Raw genomic sequence first — 20,350 nt, forward strand, 5'->3', positions numbered from 1 at the left:
TCTTTTTTGTTACGGTATAAATTGAAAAGAGTTACTTAAGGGAGTTGTGGATCAGGAACTCTTCTTCAACACCTTTCAATTTCATCTCATCCATAATGAAGTTCACCGTGTTCAACAAACGTTGTTCACCTTTAGGAATCAGGTAGCCGAACTGACTGTTGGTGAACGGGGTTTCGCAGCGGGCCGCTTCAAGACGTTCGTCAGTTACCTGATAGAACAGACCTTCAGGGGTTTCTGTCACCATCACATCAACTTTGCCTTCCGCTACTGCTTTTGGTACGTCGAGGTTGTTCTCGTAGCGTGTGAAGCTTGCGTTCTGCAAGTTCGCGTCGGCAAAGATCTCGTTAGTGCCGCCAATGTTCACGCCCACACGAACAGAAGAGTGGTTCACTTTCTCAATGCTGTCGTACTGTTCTGCGGTGCCTTTCGCAACCAAGAAACACTTACCAAAGGTCATGTAGCCTTGAGTTTGTTCCGCGTTTAACTGACGCTGCATTTTACGCGTAATGCCGCCCATCGCGATGTCGTACTTATCGTCGTCTAGGTCGGTCAGTAGATCTTTCCATGTGGTACGAACAATCTTCAATTCAACGCCTAATTGTTCCGCGATGTGCTGTGCAACATCGATATCGTAGCCAGAGTAGCTTTTACCATCGAAGTAAGAGAAAGGCTTGTAGTCGCCAGTAGTGCCCACACGCAAAGTGCCTGATTTTTGAATGTCTTCTAGCTGGTCAGCTTGTGCGACACCAGAAAGTGCCAGAGCAATGGAGGCAAGTAATAGTGATGTTTTTTTCATTGTAATTGTCTGTTGTGTTTGTGTTGTCATTCAAAGTAACAGAAACAATCAGAGAAAGAGATCAAACCATTGGAAAGGTTGGAAAAGAAGATAAAACGAGGGCAGGAGATCGGTATTTCTACGCTTTATGCGCATTAATCGAGATGCGTTTCATATTCTATTTTGATAAACCGAAGACAAACAAAAAGCCCATCTTATCGAATAACATGGGCTTCATTTTGGTTTAACTTGTTAGCTGCTTATTTAGCTGTTTAGCTGTTTAGCTGTTTAGCTGTTTAGCTGTTTAGCTATTTGGCAACTGACTCGTTGTTCATCTTAGCCGGAGCTTTAGATGCGTTAACCAGTAGGATACCAACGGTTAGTACCATCGAACCACATAGTAGGAACAATAAGCGTCCTGTTGGTTCGTTTGGAATCAGAGCCATTGCTAGGATACCGAAACCGGCTGTGCTGATAAGCTTACCAAGCATTGAACGCTGTTTAGTATCTAGGTTTTGTTGCTCTTCGCCTTCCGCTACAAGCGGCGTGTTCCAGTTAGTGAATAGTTGGTCAACTTCTTTCTCACGCTCTGGCGATAGGCCTTTGTAGAAGCGAGAAGTCATGATGAAGTAACCACCTGTGAACACTACGTGAGCAGCTAAGCTAAGACCTACTTTCAAGTCGCTCCATTCACGGCCTGTAAGCGCTGTTTCTAGACCAAATAGGTTCTCGATGTCTTCTGCTTGCAGAGAGATACCGAAGATGTAAGAAACGAAACCACCAACCACTAGAGTAGACCAACCAGCCCAGTCAGGTGTCTTACGAATCCACATACCTAGTAGGACAGGGATAAGCATTGGGAAGCCAATCAACGCACCTACGTTCATTACGATATCGAACAAGCTTAAGTGACGCAGAGAGTTAATGAATAGACCAATCGCAATGATGAAAATACCCATCATGATAGTCGTTATCTTACTTACAATAACCAGCTCTTTCTGAGTCGCATTTTTACGAAGAATCGGGCTGTAGAAGTTCATTACAAAGATACCAGCGTTACGGTTCAAACCTGAATCCATAGAAGACATCGTTGCAGCGAACATTGCTGACATAAGAAGACCAACCATACCTGCTGGCATTACGTTTTGTACGAATGCTAGGTAAGCAGCATCACCGGCTTTGTCGCCCATTGATGTGTATTGCTCAGCGAACTCAGGCATGAATGCACTAACGTACCAAGGTGGTAGGAACCAAATTAGTGGACCAACAACCATAAGGATACATGCTAGGCCTGCCGCTTTACGTGCGTTTTCACTGTCTTTTGCACATAGGTAACGGTATGCGTTGATGCTGTTGTTCATTACACCGAACTGCTTCACGAAGATGAATACAACCCAAAGGATGAAGATGCTCATGTAGTTTAGGTTGTTACCTAACATGAAGTCGCCGTCGAAGTTAGCAACAATGTTAGTTAAGCCGCCACCGTGGAAGTAAGCTGCTACCGCACAAGTGATTGTCACGGCCATGATTACAAGCATTTGCATGAAGTCAGAAGCGACAACCGCCCAAGAGCCGCCGGTTACTGCCATCAATACTAGAACCATACCCGTTACCACAATGGTAGCTTCCATTGGGATGTTGAATACCGCTGCTACAAAGATAGCTAGACCGTTTAGCCAGATACCTGCAGAGATAAGGCTGTCCGGCATACCTGCCCATGTGAAGAACTGTTCAGACGTTTTACCAAAGCGCTGACGAATAGCTTCGATCGCCGTTACCACACGAAGTTGGCGGAACTTTGGAGCGAAGTACATATAGTTCATGAAGTAGCCAAAAGCATTGGCTAAGAATAGGATTACAATAACGAAACCGTCATTGAATGCGCGTCCTGCGGCACCTGTAAACGTCCATGCTGAAAATTGTGTCATGAAGGCAGTTGCACCAACCATCCACCACAACATTTTGCCGCCCCCTCTGAAGTAATCACTTGTAGAGGTGGTGAACTTACGGAACATCCAACCAATCGCGATTAAAAAGAAGAAGTAGGCGAGAACAACAAAAGTATCAATAGTCATCTTTTCAGCCTTTTAAATATCATAATTAACTGGGCTTAGATTAACGCGTCCCAAGGTTTATTTGTACTACAATATGTCTTTAGTATGATCTAGGTCGCATTGATTTTTCGGCCTCTAACACGTGGTTATATAAGTATTTGTTTTAATTGAATTTAAATGTGAGTGCATTTTGTTTGAGATCTAAAATAAATTGAGGGTTAAATGTTTATATGTATTACAATATAAACAAAAGCGCTTACTTTGCCGTATCTATAAGATTTTAATTATAACCGTAACAAATGTGCTACAAATTGGTGTGTTGTGCGACGACATTCACGTTAATTTGGAACCCTATACTGAAAATTTTTGTATTGAGATTTCAAGTGTAGCTCATTGTTTTCACTTCGCTATTTTCTGTTTATCTGCGGCCATGAAGCCTTTCTATGCTATTTATTCATCATAGAGGTGCGTATTTGGAATTTTTGTCACTGAGTGGGCGTTAAACTGGACGACGGGACACATTTTGCGGCTCACTTTGTCTATTGTGGTCTTCAGTGCATGCCATGAGAGATGCTTGACGACGTATCGAAAAGGAACATTGCTGGATAAAGGGCTGGGTAAAAGGGGGGTAGATAGGCAGTAGGGACACCAGTAACGCTTCGTTAGATGCATACTGACGTAGATTGAAAGCCTTACATTACTCGTTCTTGCCCGTCTTAGTCGTGGAGCTGTACGAGCCCATAGGGAGAAAGGCGATAGGGTATAGGGGAAACAGAACGTTGATTGAGCGTGTTTACGGTTAGTCAGCGCAATAAACGCCAGATAACAAAAAGCCCCACCGAGGTGAGGCTTCATCACTCAATCTAAAACAGATTAAGCGTTAACGTGATCAACTGCGTCACGAACAAGCTTGCCTAGTTCTTCCCACTTACCTTTGTCGATAAGGTTAGTTGGAACCATCCAAGTACCGCCACACGCAAGTACAGAAGGGATCGATAGGTATTCATCTACATTCTTCAAGCTTACACCACCAGTAGGCATAAATTTAACAGGGTAAACCGCTGTTAGTGCTTTAAGCATGCCAGTACCGCCAGAAGGCTCAGCAGGGAAGAACTTCAACGTGCGAAGGCCCATTTCCATTGCTTGTTCCACTAGGCTTGGGTTGTTAACACCCGGTACGATTGCAACGCCTTTATCGATACAGTATTGAACAGTGCGCGGGTTGAAACCTGGGCTTACGATGAAATCAACGCCAGCTTCGATAGATGCGTCAACTTGCTCGTTAGTCAGTACAGTACCTGAACCAATTAACATGTCTGGGAATTCTTTACGCATGATGCGAATCGCTTCGATTGCACATTCTGTACGTAGCGTGATTTCTGCACATGGCATGCCGTTTTCAACAAGTGCTTTACCTAGAGGGATAGCGTCTTCAGCACGGTTGATAGCGATTACAGGAATTACTTTTAGGTTTGCTAGTTGTTCATTTAATGTCGTCATGAATTCTTTCTCACGTTAAATGTGGGCTTGCTTTCAACTAAGCAAACCCTTGATTAATAGTTAAAGTGCGTAATTATAGAGACAGATCAGGCGTCGCTTCTAGAGGAATGATAGCACCTGGATGCTGAATCACAGTCCCTGCCACAATGTGACCTGCTAACGCTGCATCACGTGCATTGCCACCGCTTAAGCGCTTAGCTAGGAAGCCCGCGCTGAACGAATCGCCAGCCGCTGTTGTATCAACAATGTTGTCTACTGGATTTGGAGCAACGTACTGTGCGCTTTGGCTCTCAACTACTAGGCAGTCTTTAGCACCACGTTTAATGATGATCTCTTTCACACCAGATTCAGACGTACGTGCAATACACTGTTCAATGCTTTCGTCGCCGTACAACTCTTGCTCGTCATCGAACGTCAGTAGAGCCGTGTCTGTGTACTTAAGCATCTTCAAGTACCAAGAAATCGCTTCTTGTTGGCTTTCCCAAAGTTTTGGACGGAAGTTATTATCGAAGAATACTTGGCCGCCTTGAGCTTTAAATTTGTCTAAGAAGTTGAATAGCTGCGTGCGTCCATTCTCTGTCAAGATAGCAAGCGTAATACCACTTAGGTAAACCGCATCAAAAGAGAATAACTTATCAAGTAGAGCAGGTGTGTCTTCCTGGTCAAACATGAATTTTGCTGCAGCATCATTACGCCAGTAGTGGAAACTGCGTTCACCAGTTTCATCGGTCTCGATGTAGTAAAGCCCTGGTTGTTTGTGATCAAGCTGAGCAATTAAGCTAGTGTCGATACCTTCCGCTTGCCACTTTTCTAACATGTCGGTACTGAATGGGTCAGTGCCTAGTGCTGTTACGTAGCTCGTGTTGATATCTTGCTCTTTTGTTAAGCGAGACAAGTAAAGTGCAGTATTTAGTGTATCGCCACCGAAACTTTGCTTAAGCCCGTCTTGTTTCTTTTGTAGCTCAACCATGCACTCGCCAATGACCGCGATGTTTAATGATTTCATATGCTTACCTTAGCAACTGAGGTTGCGCTAGTTATTATTTTAGGAAATCTTCACGCGCAGGGTTGAAGATATCAAGAAGGATGCTGTCTTGCTCTAGTGCAACTGCACCGTGCATCATGTGTTTACGAGCGAAGTAAGCATCGCCTTCTTTAAGGACTTTCTTTTCGCCTTCAATCTCAGCTTCGAAGCTGCCACGAACTACGTAACCGATTTGGTCATGGATTTCGTGAGTATGAGGGTGGCCAATCGCGCCCTTATCAAAACATAGGTGTACTGCCATTAGATCGTCAGTGTAAGCAACGATTTTACGCTTAATGCCGCCACCAAGTTCTTCCCATGGGTTTTCATCTAGGATAAAGAAAGAGTTCATTGTGTATCTCCTAATCTGTTTAAATCTTTTAAGTGTTACTTAACTTGCATCCATCATAAGGGAATGAGTTCAATTGTAATACAATATATCTAAATTTGTGTGATATCGATCAAGCGATACTTTATATAGCGTAAATAAATCAACAACTTAATAAATGGCCAATATTTACCATTAGTCAGCTACATCAATGACTTATGGCTAATTGTGTGACTCTACTCATCATTTAGCGACGAATAGGTATAATTAAAGCTCATATTGTATTACTTTATATGAAGTTTGAAAATTTAATCAAAGTTTAAGCAGATAAACTCTTTATTGAGGGTGACAAAGAATATGACGACTAAACCAGTATTGTTGACTGAAGCAGAAATCGAGCAGCTTCATCTTGAAGTGGGCCGTTCTAGCTTAATGGGCAAAACCATTGCAGCGAACGCGAAAGATCTAGAAGCATTCATGCGTTTACCTATTGATGTCCCAGGTCATGGTGAGGCTGGTGGTTACGAACATAACCGCCATAAGCAAAATTACACGTACATGAATCTAGCTGGTCGCATGTTCTTGATCACTAAAGAGCAAAAGTACGCTGACTTTGTTACAGAATTACTAGAAGAGTACGCAGACAAATACCTAACGTTTGATTACCACGTACAGAAAAACACTAACCCTACAGGTCGTTTGTTCCACCAAATCCTGAACGAACACTGCTGGTTAATGTTCTCAAGCTTAGCTTACTCTTGTGTTGCTTCAACTCTGACACAAGAACAACGCGACAATATTGAGTCTCGCATTTTTGAACCAATGCTAGAAATGTTCACGGTTAAATACGCACACGACTTCGACCGAATTCACAATCACGGTATTTGGGCAGTAGCGGCTGTCGGTATTTGTGGTCTTGCTTTAGGTAAGCGTGAGTACCTTGAAATGTCAGTGTACGGCATTGATCGTAATGATACTGGCGGTTTCCTAGCGCAAGTTTCTCAGCTGTTTGCACCGTCTGGCTACTACATGGAAGGTCCTTACTACCACCGTTACGCGATTCGCCCAACTTGTGTATTCGCGGAAGTGATCCACCGTCATATGCCTGAAGTTGATATCTACAACTACAAAGGCGGCGTGATTGGTAACACAGTACAAGCCATGCTTGCGACGGCTTACCCGAACGGTGAGTTCCCAGCTCTGAACGATGCATCTCGCACAATGGGCATTACAGACATGGGTGTTCAGGTTGCAGTGAGCGTTTACAGCAAACATTACTCGTCTGAAAACGGCGTAGACCAAAATATTCTGGGTATGGCGAAGATTCAAGACGCAGTATGGATGCATCCATGTGGTCTTGAGCTATCTAAAGCCTACGAAGCAGCTTCTGCTGAGAAAGAAATCGGTATGCCTTTCTGGCCAAGTGTTGAATTGAACGAAGGACCTCAAGGTCACAACGGCGCGCAAGGCTTTATCCGTATGCAGGATAAGAAAGGCGACGTTTCTCAACTTGTTATGAACTACGGCCAACACGGTATGGGTCACGGCAACTTTGATACGCTGGGTATTTCTTTCTTCAATCGTGGTCAAGAAGTACTGCGTGAATACGGCTTCTGTCGTTGGGTGAACGTTGAGCCTAAATTCGGCGGTCGCTACCTAGACGAAAACAAATCTTACGCTCGTCAAACAATTGCACATAACGCAGTAACGATTGATGAAAAATGTCAGAACAACTTTGACGTTGAACGTGCAGATGCAGTACATGGCTTACCGCACTTCTTCAAAGTAGAAGACGAGAAAATCAATGGCATGAGCGCATTTGCTAACGATCATTACGAAGGTTTTGACATGCAACGCAGCGTGTTCATGCTAAACCTTGAAGAATTAGAATCTCCGCTACTATTAGATCTTTACCGTTTAGATTCTGAGAAAGGCGGTGAAGGTGAGCATCAGTACGACTACTCACACCAATATCAAGGTCAGATTGTTCGCACTAGCTTTGAATACCAAGCAAACAAAGAGCTGAACACGCTAGGTGAAGACTTCGGTTACCAACACCTATGGAACGTGGCAAGCGGTGAAGTGAAGGGCACAGCACTGGTAAGCTGGCTACAGAACAACACCTACTACACGTGGCTAGGTGCAACGTCTAACGACAATGCTGAAGTTATCTTTACTCGCACTGGCGCTAACGACCCAAGCTTCAACTTACGTTCTGAGCCTGCGTTCATTCTACGCAGCAAAGGTGAAACAACACTGTTTGCTTCTGTTGTTGAAACGCACGGTTACTTCAACGAAGAATTCGAGCAATCAGTTAATGCACGTGGTGTTGTGAAAGACATCAAAGTAGTGGCTCACACCAATATCGGTTCGGTAGTTGAGATCACCACAGAGAAATCAAACGTGACAGTGATGATCAGCAACCAACTTGGCGCGACTGACAGCACTGAACACAAAGTAGAGCTGAACGGCAAAGTATACAGCTGGACAGGCTTCTACTCAGTAGAAACAACTTTAAACCCAGAATTAGCAAGCAGAGCAGAGCAGGGGAAATAATAATGAGCTATCAACCACTTTTACTTAACTTTGATGAAGCAGCAGAGCTTCGTAAAGAACTTGGCAAGGATAGCCTTTTAGGTAACGCACTGACTCGCGACATTAAACAAACTGACGCTTACATGGCGGAAGTTGGCATTGAAGTACCTGGTCACGGTGAAGGCGGCGGTTACGAGCACAACCGTCACAAGCAAAACTACATCCATATGGATCTAGCGGGCCGTTTGTTCCTTATCACTGAGGAAACAAAATACCGTGATTACATCGTTGATATGCTAACAGCGTACGCGACGGTATACCCAACACTTGAAAGCAACGTAAGCCGTGACTCTAACCCCCCAGGTAAGCTGTTCCACCAAACGTTGAACGAGAACATGTGGATGCTTTACGCTTCTTGTGCGTACAGCTGCATCTACCACACCATCTCTGAAGAGCAAAAGCGTCTGATCGAAGACGATCTTCTTAAGCAAATGATCGAAATGTTCGTTGTTACTTACGCACACGACTTCGATATCGTACACAACCACGGCTTATGGGCAGTGGCAGCGGTAGGTATCTGTGGTTACGCAATCAACGACCAAGAATCTGTAGACAAAGCGCTTTACGGCCTGAAACTAGACAAAGTAAGCGGCGGTTTCTTAGCGCAACTTGACCAACTGTTCTCGCCAGACGGCTACTACATGGAAGGTCCTTACTACCACCGTTTCTCGCTACGTCCAATCTACCTGTTTGCAGAGGCGATTGAACGTCGTCAGCCTGAAGTTGGTATCTATGAATTCAACGATTCAGTGATCAAGACAACGTCTTACTCTGTATTCAAAACGGCATTCCCAGACGGTACATTGCCAGCTCTGAACGATTCATCGAAGACAATCTCTATCAACGATGAAGGCGTTATCATGGCAACGTCTGTGTGTTACCACCGTTACGAGCAGACTGAAACTCTGCTTGGTATGGCTAACCACCAACAAAACGTTTGGGTTCATGCTTCAGGTAAAACATTGTCTGACGCGGTTGATTCAGCAGACGACATCAAAGCATTCAACTGGGGTAGCCTGTTTGTAACCGACGGCCCTGAAGGCGAAAAAGGCGGCGTAAGCATCCTTCGTCACCGTGACGAGCAAGATGACGACACGATGGCATTGATCTGGTTTGGTCAACACGGTTCTGATCACCAGTACCACTCTGCTCTAGACCACGGTCACTACGATGGCCTGCACCTAAGCGTATTCAACCGTGGCCACGAAGTGCTGCACGATTACGGCTTCGGTCGCTGGGTAAACGTTGAGCCTAAGTTTGGCGGTCGTTACATCCCAGAGAACAAGTCTTACTGTAAGCAGACGGTTGCTCACAACACAGTAACGGTTGATCAGAAAACGCAGAACAACTTCAACACAGCATTGGCTGAGTCTAAGTTTGGTCAGAAGCACTTCTTCGTAGCAGACGACCAGTCTCTACAAGGCATGAGCGGCACAATTTCTGAGTACTACACTGGCGTAGACATGCAACGCAGCGTGATTCTTGCTGAACTTCCTGAGTTCGAGAAGCCACTTGTAATCGACGTATACCGCATCGAAGCTGACGCTGAACACCAGTACGACCTACCCGTTCACCACTCTGGTCAAATCATCCGTACTGACTTCGATTACAACATGGAAAAAACGCTTAAGCCATTAGGTGAAGACAACGGTTACCAGCACTTATGGAACGTGGCTTCAGGCAAAGTGAACGAGGAAGGTTCTCTAGTAAGCTGGCTACATGACAGCAGCTACTACAGCCTAGTAACCAGCGCGAATGCGGGCAGCGAAGTGATTTTTGCTCGCACTGGTGCTAACGATCCAGACTTCAACCTTAAGAGTGAGCCTGCGTTCATCTTACGTCAGTCTGGTCAAAACCACGTGTTTGCTTCTGTACTAGAAACGCATGGTTACTTTAACGAGTCTATCGAAGCCTCTGTAGGCGCTCGTGGTCTAGTTAAATCAGTATCTGTTGTGGGCCATAACAGTGTCGGGACTGTTGTTCGCATTCAGACTACTTCTGGCAACACTTACCACTACGGTATCTCAAACCAAGCTGAAGACACGCAGCAAGCAACTCACACTGTTGAGTTCGCTGGTGAGACATACTCGTGGGAAGGATCATTTGCTCAACTGTAAATGATTAATACTAATCACAGTAAGTGAGCAGAAATAGCGCAGGAAAAAAGCTTGAGAACAAGGCAGAATTTTTCGATAAGTAGTTATTCTACAATCAAAAATTCTAACGAAGTTATCGAGCTTTTTAACAAGCTAGGGTGATCAGTTATTTACTACGATTGGTATCACATGCAAGTTATTTAACGATGGCTTGTGTTGATGTGGTGCTTTGCGGGAACGAAGCGTCACATTGAATTCAGTCGTGATTGCAAAATCGTTCGTTGATACCAACAACGACTGAATACATCGGGAATAAGTCAAACCGAGTAACTCATTGCGAGTTGCTCGGTTTTTTTATGCGTGTAGGAAACAGAATAGAACGTTTCAACAAACGAAAAGCCTACTCAGTGAGTAGGCTTTGATCTTAGCTAACCGTCTATTTGACGTTGTTTTTAGTATTTAGATAAGGGCTTTTCTTGCTTTGGCTGCCACCCATTCAGAGAAGATGACCGTCACTAGAATCGCACAGAAAATGACAGTCACTTGAGGCCATGCCAGCATTGCCATCGACTCTTGCAGTTTTAAGCCGATACCGCCAGCGCCCACCAAACCTAAGACGGTAGACTCACGAATATTGATATCCCAGCGGAACAAGCTCGTGCCGATGAAACTTGGCATCACTTGCGGAAGAATGCCGTAGTTCAATACTTGCAGCGGAGAAGCTCCGGTCGATTGGATTGCTGACATCTGTGTTGCGTTCACTTCTTCAATCGCTTCGTACATTAACTTCGCCACGAAGCCAATTGAACGTAGCGCTATCGCAATGATACCGGCTAACAAGCCTGGGCCGATGATTGCTACCAATAACAATGCCCAAATTAACGAGTTAATTGAACGACTTGCCGCGATGATGAACAGCGCGATAGGTCTGATAAACGTCATGCTTGGCGTTGTATTACGTGCAGCTAAGAACGCGACTGGAAACGCTAGTACTATCCCCAACAGTGTGCCAAGTGTCGCGATGTTAATGGTGTCCCACAACGGACTCCAAAGAGACTCTAAGTAGCTCCATCTTGGTGGCCACATACGTGAAGAGATATCAGTAAATTGGTTGGGTGAGTCAGTCACAAAGTACCAAATCGTATCCTTGTTCATGACTTGCCATGCGAATACTGTCAAAGCAACAAAGCAAAGCCAGCCTAGCCAAAGCATGAGGCTCTGTTTACTGTCGTAACGCTGCCATTGGGTACGATTGATGGCGCTTGTCGGTGTTTCATTTAGCGTGCTCATTGGTCGCTCCTTACTGCACATGCTTACGGATGATGGTTGAAAGGTATTCACACAACATCACAATCACGATAATAATCAATAGAATAGCGGCTGCTGCGCTGTATTCGTAACGGTCCATTGCTGTGTTTAACGTTGCGCCGATACCACCTGCGCCAACAATGCCAATCACGGCTGACTCACGAAAGTTGATGTCGAGTCGGTACATCGAAAGTCCGATGAAGCGCGGCATTACCTGCGCTTGAATCGCGTAATTGACCTGTTGTAACCAACTCGCGCCCGTTGCGCGCATTGCGGTGAGTGGTGCTGGGTCAATGGCTTCAATTTCATCAGCAAACAGTTTTGCGAGAAAGCCGATGGTGGCGAAGGTGAGCGTGACAAAGCCCGCAAACGCACCAAAGCCAAATAGAGCAACACACAGAATCGCTACGATGATTTCTTGTAAGCTACGCGCAACCGAAATAAACGCACGACAGAATAAGTAAACAGGCGTAGGGGCAAGGTTTTTCGCTGCGCCTAATCCGAATGGGATTGAAAGAAGGACACCCGCCACGGTCGATGTCAGGGTCATGGTTAAACTTTCAATCAAACCTTGTGAGATGTTGTTCCATCGGCCACCAAAATCTGGGTTCATGAAAGCCAAAATGAACTGCCAGCCGCGTTCGCTGCCTTCGTAAATTCGAGTCCAGTTGACGTGTACCGATTGAGTCGCAAAGTACAAGTAAACCGCGACAATGATGATTAAGCTCCAGCGTAGCCATGGGCTAGAAATCAGTGGCGGCTTTGTCCACTGTGTCGGGTATTGTTTGGAATTCTGTTTTCCTGACTTTAAATGTTGTTGTGCTGACTTTAAATGCTGATGAGCTTGATTTGGATATGGTTGAGTCATATTGTTGCCTCAGACAGGCGAGGGCTCGTGATGATGAGGTCATCGGCCTCTTCTTCTGCTTGTTGACTCCAGTCTTCTTCACCGTAGATTTGCGTTAAAACATCTTCAGTGAGCAGGTTTGGTTTGTCATCAAATACGACACAACCTGCATTTAATCCGACCACACGGTCAACAAACTGCTTTGCTAATTGAACATCGTGAATATTGATGATGGCAGGGAGCTGTTGCTCTGAACAAATCTCACTGATCAGTCGCATGATTTGGCGCGCTGTACGTGGATCAAGTGCGGCCGTTGGTTCATCAATCAACAGTAATTTCGGTTTCTGAGCAAGTGCACGTGCAATACCAACACGTTGACGCTGACCACCCGACAGAGCATCGGCCCTTTTATTGGCGTGTTCTAACAACCCAACACGGTCGAGTAGCGCATAAGCGGCTTGGATATCCGATTCAGGGAAACGACGAGTAAAGCTCTGCCAGAAGTTCACGTAACCCAAACGCCCTGAAAGTACGTTTTCCATCACCGTTAAACGCTCAATCAGCGCGTACTCTTGGAAAATCATCCCGATTTCACGGCGTGATTGTCTCAGTTGTCGCTTAGACAGCGTTTCTAGATTGGTATTGGAAAAGATCACTTCGCCGCTGGTGGGCTCGGTGAGCCGATTAATACAACGGATAAGCGTTGATTTACCCGCACCAGATGGACCAATTAAACCAACCACTTCACCGGCATTGACCGACAAGCTAACGTTGGTAAGGGCTTTATCAGAACTGGAGTAGTGCTTGGTAAGCCCTTTAAGGGTAAGAGTAGACATAGAATTCCTATAAGAGCGGTGTACTAAGAGTTCGCCTGAGACAGGCATGGAAAGTAAACCGGAAAGAGTGGTGAATAACTGCAGGCGATTACACCTGCAGTTAGTTTTATCGGTGTGTGATTGGCTTTTTAGTTCGGTTGAACTTAGCTACACGTGTAAGAGACTTTATTGGCTGTATCGATAGTGCGGATCACTTCCCAGTGCTCTTGGTAAGTGATCGGAACGAACTTCGCTTCACCGTTACGCTCAAATTCTTCTTGAAGCTTTGTGCCTTCCCAGTCGAAAGTGAAGAACGCTTTTTGAATCTTCTCTTGAAGCTCTGGTGTTAGGTTGTGCGCTGTGCCGTAAGCTGTTGTTGGGAAGGTTTGTGACTTGTAGATGCTCTTGATTTGACCTTCTTTCACGACTTCACGTGAAAGCATACGGTTCAATACTGAGTTAGCGACGGCTGCTGCGTCATAATCTTTGTGTGCCACACCCAAAATAGAGTTGTCGTGCGCGCCAGAGAAAGCCGGTTTGAAATCACGTTCAGGTTGAAGCTGGTATTCAGCATCCAGAATCGCAGAAGGGGCTTTGAAACCAGAGTTTGACGTTTGCGATGTGAATGCTAGGTTTTTGCCTTTTAGGTCTTCAACCTTTTCGATGCCTGAACCTGGGTGCGTGATGATTTCCATTTCGTAACCGAAAGAGCCATCTTCAGCCGCCATCATGGTGAATGGAGCAAAGCCAGCACAGTTAACTGCTAGTGGCGTTGAACCTGTGTTGAAACCTGCGATATGCAGACGACCTGAACGCATTGCTTCAATTTGAGCTGCGTTATTTTGAACAGGGAAGAAACGAACCGTTTTTTCCGTTGTTTTTTCAAGGTGGCTCAAAAACTCGCTCCACACATCAGCGTATACTGCTGGATCTTCAACTGGCGTGTAAGCAAAAATTAGCGTGTTTGGATCCACCCATTGTGATTCATCTTGAGGTACATCGGCGACCAAGTTACCAGAGCGGTCTTCGTATCGTGTATCCATTGCTAATGCAGAACCAGAAAAAATCAGCGCAGCAGTAATAGCGCTCTTAAGCGTGAGATTTGTTTTTGTCGGTTTCATTATTTCAGTCCAATTGAGTGATTTTTGGGGAAGGGAGTATAGAAATCGAGGATGACAGAACCGATGCGTTTTGATGACGGATTTATGAATGGTGTAACATAATGTTTCTAGCTGTGTGGAGTTAGATGCTTTATAAGTGTTTGATTCATTGAGTAAATTAATAGAACGCGACTCGTTGCTAATTTACTCAATTGGCGCTAGGTTGAAATCCTGTTATAGTGATCCTTAAATAATACATAAACATAACATATAAAATAAGTGAACTTATGGTTAGCACTTTTAATTCAATCTCGGGCTCGAAGCGCAGCCTGCACGTGCAAGTAGCGCGTGAAATCGCTCGTGGAATCTTGTCTGGTGAACTACCACAAGGTTCTATTATTCCTGGTGAAATGGCGCTGTGTGAACAGTTTGGTATTAGCCGTACGGCACTTCGTGAAGCAGTTAAACTACTGACTTCTAAAGGCCTGTTAGAGTCCCGCCCGAAAATCGGTACTCGTGTAGTGGATCGCGCATACTGGAACTTTCTTGATCCTCAACTGATTGAATGGATGGATGGTCTAACCGACATAGACCAATTCTGTTCTCAGTTTTTAGGCCTTCGCCGTGCGATTGAACCTGAAGCGTGTGCATTAGCTGCAAAATTTGCGACTGCTGAGCAACGTATCGAGCTTTCAGAGATCTTCCAGAAGATGGTAGAAGTGGATGCTGCTGAAGTATTTGACCAAGAAAGTTGGACAAACATCGACATTCGTTTCCACAGCTTGATCTTCAATGCAACAGGTAACGATTTCTACCTGCCATTCGGCAATATTCTGACGACCATGTTCGTTAACTTCATCGTGCACTCTTCTGAAGAGGGCAGCACATGTATCAATGAACACCGTAGAATCTATGAAGCGATTATGGCTGGCGACAGTGAAAAAGCTCGTACAATGTCAGCGGCTCACTTGCAAGATGCTAACCACCGTTTAGCCACTGCAAGCTAAACACGGTTTTCAACTTCATTTGAACCAGTCAAAAAGGTATGCCAAGTGCATGCCTTTTTTGTTTTTAGAAAGCGTGTTGCACCATGTGTGGCACTGTTTTGGTTCACCCCCGCTTAACTCCTTCTTAAGTCAGTTCCTTCTTGTATACGCCTAGCGGTCGTTCTCTTTACCATCAAAATAAAAATAATATTACGCTCGATATTCGTTTTAGACACTCGAGCTCCCCCCAAATAATTATGCGTCATCCATGATTTTTCATTTTTGTATATTTTTAATCCGCCATCGTTTGAACAGGATATGCCGCTTCAATATGGATTAATTTAAGTTGAATTCTAATGAAATTGTCCACTCTCAATAGATAAAAACACTGGTTTATTGTGTGATAAATGAGGGGGATTTAGCTCAGATTTGGCTTTTATTATTTTTGAGAATTTTATATTTATATGTGTTTGGTTGTATTTGTTAATAAGTGTGCAAAGTCTCGTTTTTTATAAGTCTTTGATTTTAATGGATGTGATGTTCTTTGGTCTTGGTTTTTTGAGTTTTCATCTCAAACACCAGTAATTTCCTTAATGGATTGGCCATATTCCATCCTATGTCATATATATAATTAACTTAATCAATCAAAATAAGATCGCCATCACTTATTTGGATTATTGTACTACAAATAAAGTTTGAGATTTCCTATAGTCCTCGTAACAAAATACAACGGACAAAGGATACACGATGGAACTCAACACGATTATTGTCGGCATTTATTTCCTATTCTTGATTGCGATAGGTTGGATGTTTAGAACATTTACAAGTACCACCAGTGACTACTTCCGCGGGGGCGGTAACATGTTGTGGTGGATGGTTGGTGCAACCGCCTTTATGACCCAGTTTAGTGCATGGACATTCACCGGTGCGGCAGGTAAAGCGTATAACGATGGTTTTGCAGTAGCGGTCATCTTCGTAGCCAACGCATTTGGTTACTTCATGAACTTCGCATATTTTGCTCCAAAGTTCCGTCAACTACGTGTAGTAACGGTAATCGAAGCAATTCGTATGCGTTTCGGTGCGACTAACGAACAAGTGTTCACTTGGTCTTCAATGCCAAACAGTGTTGTTTCTGCCGGTGTATGGTTAAACGCACTAGCAATCATCGCTTCTGGTATCTTCGGTTTCGACATGACAGCAACTATCTGGATTACCGGTTTGGTTGTATTGGCAATGTCTGTAACGGGTGGTTCATGGGCGGTAATTGCATCTGACTTTATGCAGATGGTTATCATCATGGCAGTAACCGTGACATGTGCTGTTGTTGCTGTTGTTCAAGGTGGCGGTGTTGGTGAAATCGTGAATAACTTCCCTGTAGCGGAAGGCGGTTCTTTCCTTTCTGGTAACAACATTAACTACTTAAGCATCTTCAGCATTTGGGCATTCTTCATCTTCGTGAAGCAGTTCTCTATTACTAACAACATGCTTAACTCTTACCGTTACCTAGCGGCTAAAGACTCAAAGAACGCGAAGAAAGCAGCGCTACTAGCGTGTGTGCTAATGCTTTGTGGTGTATTTATCTGGTTCATGCCTTCTTGGTACATTGCAGGTCAAGGTGTCGACCTAGCAGCAGCTTACCCAGAAGCAGGTAAGAAAGCGGGTGACTTTGCCTACCTATACTTCGTACAAGAGTACATGCCAGCAGGTATGGTTGGCCTTCTAGTTGCGGCGATGTTTGCAGCGACAATGTCTTCAATGGATTCTGGTCTAAACCGTAACTCGGGTATCTTTGTTAAGAACTTCTATGAACCAATCGTTCGTAAAGGTACGGCTAGCGAAAAAGAACTAGTAACGGTTTCTAAGATTACTTCTGCCGTGTTTGGTATTGCTATCATCCTTATTGCACAGTTCATCAACTCGCTTAAAGGTTTGAGCCTGTTCGATACCATGATGTATGTAGGCGCACTGATCGGCTTCCCAATGACAATTCCTGCATTCCTTGGCTTCTTTATTAAGAAGACTCCGGACTGGGCTGGTTGGGGTACGCTAGTGGTTGGTGGTTTTGTTTCTTACTACGTGGGTTTCGTTGTTAACGCTGAAATGGTGTCTTCAATCTTCGGTCTAGAAGAGCTAACAAGCCGTGAATGGTCTGATGTTAAGGTTGCTATCGGTCTGATTGCTCACATTACGCTGACAGGTGGTTTCTTCATCCTATCAACTCTGTTCTACAAGCCATTAACTGAGAAGCGTCAAGCAGACGTTGATAAGTTCTTCGGTAACCTGTCTACTCCATTAGTTGCGGAGTCAGCAGAACAGAAAGTACTGGATAACAAACAGCGTGAAATGCTTGGTAAACTGATTGCGGTAGCGGGTGTCGGTATCATGCTAATGGCTCTACTCACTAACCCAATGTGGGGACGTCTAGTCTTCATACTTTGTGGTGTGATTGTTGGTGGTGTTGGTGTGCTATTGGTTAAAGCGGTCGATGACGGCGGCAAGCAAGCGAAAGCAGTAACTGAAAGCTAATACATAGAAAACGATTATAATAGAATGCGACGACTCGAAAGGGCGTCGCATTTTTTTGCTCTGCGAAACGGAAAACGGTCAGGTGGAAGATATCTGACCTAAATCACGAAAACTGTACAAAATGGTTCAATCGAACCGAAATAGATTTAATTGTCCTACAATAAGACGTATATTGTTGCTAATTCCTTTCAATCAACTTGAAAAATAAGTGAGTTAGAATGAGCGACCAAAAATCTCTTGATGCAATCAGGAAGATGAAGCTGGAGAATGATACTTCAGCAGGTAATCTTGTAGACCTACTCCCTATCGAAGTACAGAAACGTGACTTCGACCTATCATTCCTAGACAACTTGAGCGAAGCACGTCCACGTCTTCTTGTTCAAGCAGATCAGTTAGAAGAATTCAAAGCGAAAGTGAAAGCTGATGAAGCTCACTGCATGTTTGATGATTTCTACAATAACTCGACAGTTAAGTTCCTTGAGACTGCTCCTTTCGAAGAGCCTCAAGCGTACCCAGCTGACACGGTAGGCAAAGCTTCTCTATGGCGTCCTTACTGGCGTCAAATGTACGTTGATTGCCAAATGGCACTAAACGCGACACGTAACCTAGCAATTGCTGGTGTTGTGAAAGAAGACGAAGCGCTAATTGCTAAAGCAAAAGCTTGGACTCTAAAACTGTCTACGTACGATCCAGAAGGCGTGACTTCTCGTGGCTATAACGATGAAGCGGCTTTCCGTGTTATCGCGGCTATGGCTTGGGGTTACGACTGGCTACACGGCTACTTCACAGATGAAGAACGTCAGCAAGTTCAAGATGCTTTGATTGAGCGTCTAGACGAAATCATGCACCACCTGAAAGTGACGGTTGATCTATTGAACAACCCACTGAACAGCCACGGTGTTCGTTCTATCTCTTCTGCTATCATCCCAACGTGTATCGCGCTTTACCACGATCACCCGAAAGCAGGCGAGTACATTGCATACGCACTAGAATACTACGCAGTACACTACCCACCATGGGGCGGTGTAGACGGCGGTTGGGCTGAAGGTCCTGACTACTGGAACACGCAAACTGCATTCCTAGGCGAAGCATTCGACCTATTGAAAGCATACTGTGGCGTAGACATGTTCAACAAAACATTCTACGAAAACACAGGTGATTTCCCGCTTTACTGCATGCCTGTTCACTCTAAGCGCGCGAGCTTCTGTGACCAGTCTTCAATCGGTGATTTCCCAGGTCTAAAACTGGCTTACAACATCAAGCATTACGCAGGTGTTAACCAGAAGCCTGAGTATGTTTGGTACTACAACCAACTGAAAGGCCGTGATACTGAAGCACACACCAAATTCTACAACTTCGGTTGGTGGGACTTCGGTTACGATGATCTTCGCTTTAACTTCCTTTGGGATGCACCTGAAGAGAAAGCACCATCGAATGACCCACTGTTGAAAGTATTCCCAATCACGGGTTGGGCTGCATTCCACAACAAGATGACTGAGCGTGATAACCATATTCACATGGTATTCAAATGTTCTCCGTTTGGTTCAATCAGCCACTCTCACGGTGACCAAAACGCATTCACGTTGCATGCATTCGGTGAAACGCTAGCGTCAATCACTGGCTACTACGGTGGTTTCGGTGTTGATATGCACACGAAATGGCGTCGTCAAACGTTCTCTAAGAACCTTCCACTATTTGGCGGTAAAGGTCAGTATGGCGAGAACAAGAATACAGGCTACGAAAACCATCAAGATCGCTTCTGTATCGAAGCGGGCGGCAACATCTCTGATTTCGACACTGAATCTGATGTGAAGATGGTTGAAGGTGATGCGACAGCGTCTTACAAGTACTTCGTTCCTGAAATTGAATCTTACAAGCGTAAGGTCTGGTTTGTTCAAGGTAAAGTATTCGTAATGCAAGACAAGGCAACGCTTTCTGAAGAGAAAGACATGACTTGGCTAATGCATACAACTTTCGCAAACGACGTGGCAGACAAGTCTTTCACTATCCGTGGCGAAGTTGCGCACCTAGACGTAAACTTCATCAACGAGTCTGCTGATAACATCACGTCAGTTAAGAATGTTGAAGGTTTTGGCGAAGTTGACCCATACGAGTTCAAAGATCTTGAAATCCACCGTCACGTTGAAGTGGAATTCAAGCCATCGAAAGAGCACAACATCCTGACCCTTCTTGTTCCTAATAAGAACGAAGGCGAGCAAGTTGAAGTGTCTCACAAGCTTGAAGGTAACACGCTAATGCTAAATGTTGACGGTGAAACGGTTTCAATCGAACTGTAATTCGCTGAAGCAACAGAAGCTAGATATTAAAAACTCCGAGTGAAAGCTCGGAGTTTTTTTGTTTTGTTAGCTAGCAAGTTGGATACTCAGTTAAATTGT

At 44.6% G+C, this 20,350-nt stretch carries 14 protein-coding genes; 5 read left to right on the top strand and 9 right to left on the bottom strand.

Going from position 1 to position 20,350, the window contains the following annotated elements; all coding sequences use genetic code 11:
- Positions 1 to 31: 31 nt before the first annotated feature.
- The 5 genes from ACED46_RS06675 to ACED46_RS06695 all read right to left on the bottom strand — a co-directional run bounded on the left by ACED46_RS06675 (position 32) and on the right by ACED46_RS06695 (position 5,705).
- Positions 32 to 796, bottom strand: a complete 765-nt coding sequence (locus ACED46_RS06675; protein WP_017061488.1) for a transporter substrate-binding domain-containing protein — start codon at positions 794 to 796, stop codon at positions 32 to 34.
- Between the two features lie 287 nt (positions 797 to 1,083).
- Positions 1,084 to 2,850: a sodium:solute symporter family protein gene (locus tag ACED46_RS06680; RefSeq protein ID WP_017061487.1), complete on the bottom strand. Its 1,767-nt coding sequence runs from the start codon at positions 2,848 to 2,850 to the stop codon at positions 1,084 to 1,086.
- An 852-nt stretch (positions 2,851 to 3,702) separates the two neighbouring features.
- A complete protein-coding gene (locus ACED46_RS06685; RefSeq protein WP_371721127.1) occupies positions 3,703 to 4,329 on the bottom strand; it encodes a bifunctional 4-hydroxy-2-oxoglutarate aldolase/2-dehydro-3-deoxy-phosphogluconate aldolase in 627 nt (208 codons plus the stop codon).
- Between the two features lie 73 nt (positions 4,330 to 4,402).
- Positions 4,403 to 5,335, bottom strand: a complete 933-nt coding sequence (locus tag ACED46_RS06690) for a sugar kinase (RefSeq protein ID WP_017061485.1) — start codon at positions 5,333 to 5,335, stop codon at positions 4,403 to 4,405.
- 34 nt (positions 5,336 to 5,369) lie between these two features.
- Entirely contained in the window at positions 5,370 to 5,705 is a 336-nt protein-coding gene (locus tag ACED46_RS06695; RefSeq protein WP_009846518.1) for a cupin domain-containing protein, read from the bottom strand.
- A 333-nt stretch (positions 5,706 to 6,038) separates the two neighbouring features.
- Between ACED46_RS06695 and ACED46_RS06700 the strand changes: the two genes are divergently transcribed.
- Together ACED46_RS06700 and ACED46_RS06705 are read left to right on the top strand one after the other, a co-directional pair.
- Positions 6,039 to 8,237 carry a heparinase II/III family protein gene (locus ACED46_RS06700; RefSeq protein ID WP_371721128.1) on the top strand — a complete coding sequence of 733 codons (2,199 nt, stop codon included), beginning with the start codon at positions 6,039 to 6,041 and terminating at the stop codon, positions 8,235 to 8,237.
- 2 nt (positions 8,238 to 8,239) lie between these two features.
- The gene (locus ACED46_RS06705) at positions 8,240 to 10,393 is read left to right on the top strand and encodes a heparinase II/III family protein (RefSeq protein ID WP_017080993.1); all 2,154 of its coding nucleotides are present in this window, start codon (positions 8,240 to 8,242) and stop codon (positions 10,391 to 10,393) included.
- 438 nt (positions 10,394 to 10,831) lie between these two features.
- Here the strand turns inward: ACED46_RS06705 and phnE (ACED46_RS06710) are convergent, their stop codons facing one another.
- The 4 genes from phnE (ACED46_RS06710) to phnD form a co-directional block, all read right to left on the bottom strand.
- The gene (phnE, locus tag ACED46_RS06710) at positions 10,832 to 11,662 is read right to left on the bottom strand and encodes a phosphonate ABC transporter, permease protein PhnE (RefSeq protein WP_371721129.1); all 831 of its coding nucleotides are present in this window, start codon (positions 11,660 to 11,662) and stop codon (positions 10,832 to 10,834) included.
- Between the two features lie 10 nt (positions 11,663 to 11,672).
- Positions 11,673 to 12,548, bottom strand: a complete 876-nt coding sequence (phnE, locus tag ACED46_RS06715) for a phosphonate ABC transporter, permease protein PhnE (protein WP_371721130.1) — start codon at positions 12,546 to 12,548, stop codon at positions 11,673 to 11,675.
- Entirely contained in the window at positions 12,545 to 13,363 is an 819-nt protein-coding gene (gene phnC, locus ACED46_RS06720) for a phosphonate ABC transporter ATP-binding protein (RefSeq protein WP_017069947.1), read from the bottom strand. Before phnC ends, phnE (ACED46_RS06715) begins: the two co-directional genes overlap by 4 nt.
- A gap of 143 nt (positions 13,364 to 13,506) precedes the next feature.
- The gene (gene phnD / locus ACED46_RS06725; protein WP_061021537.1) at positions 13,507 to 14,463 is read right to left on the bottom strand and encodes a phosphate/phosphite/phosphonate ABC transporter substrate-binding protein; all 957 of its coding nucleotides are present in this window, start codon (positions 14,461 to 14,463) and stop codon (positions 13,507 to 13,509) included.
- Between the two features lie 266 nt (positions 14,464 to 14,729).
- Here phnD and ACED46_RS06730 point away from each other — a divergent pair, with 266 nt between their 5' ends.
- From ACED46_RS06730 to ACED46_RS06740, 3 genes are all read left to right on the top strand, one after another.
- A complete protein-coding gene (locus tag ACED46_RS06730) occupies positions 14,730 to 15,449 on the top strand; it encodes a FadR/GntR family transcriptional regulator (protein ID WP_017069949.1) in 720 nt (239 codons plus the stop codon).
- 726 nt (positions 15,450 to 16,175) lie between these two features.
- A complete protein-coding gene (locus ACED46_RS06735; protein WP_017061477.1) occupies positions 16,176 to 17,954 on the top strand; it encodes a transporter in 1,779 nt (592 codons plus the stop codon).
- A 218-nt stretch (positions 17,955 to 18,172) separates the two neighbouring features.
- Positions 18,173 to 20,251, top strand: coding sequence for a DUF4962 domain-containing protein (locus ACED46_RS06740; protein WP_017061476.1), 2,079 nt, complete (start codon positions 18,173 to 18,175; stop codon positions 20,249 to 20,251).
- Positions 20,252 to 20,350: the final 99 nt, after the last annotated feature.

This window comes from Vibrio sp. 1S139 (assembly GCF_041439475.1).
Taxonomy (GTDB): Bacteria; Pseudomonadota; Gammaproteobacteria; order Enterobacterales; family Vibrionaceae; genus Vibrio; species Vibrio crassostreae_C.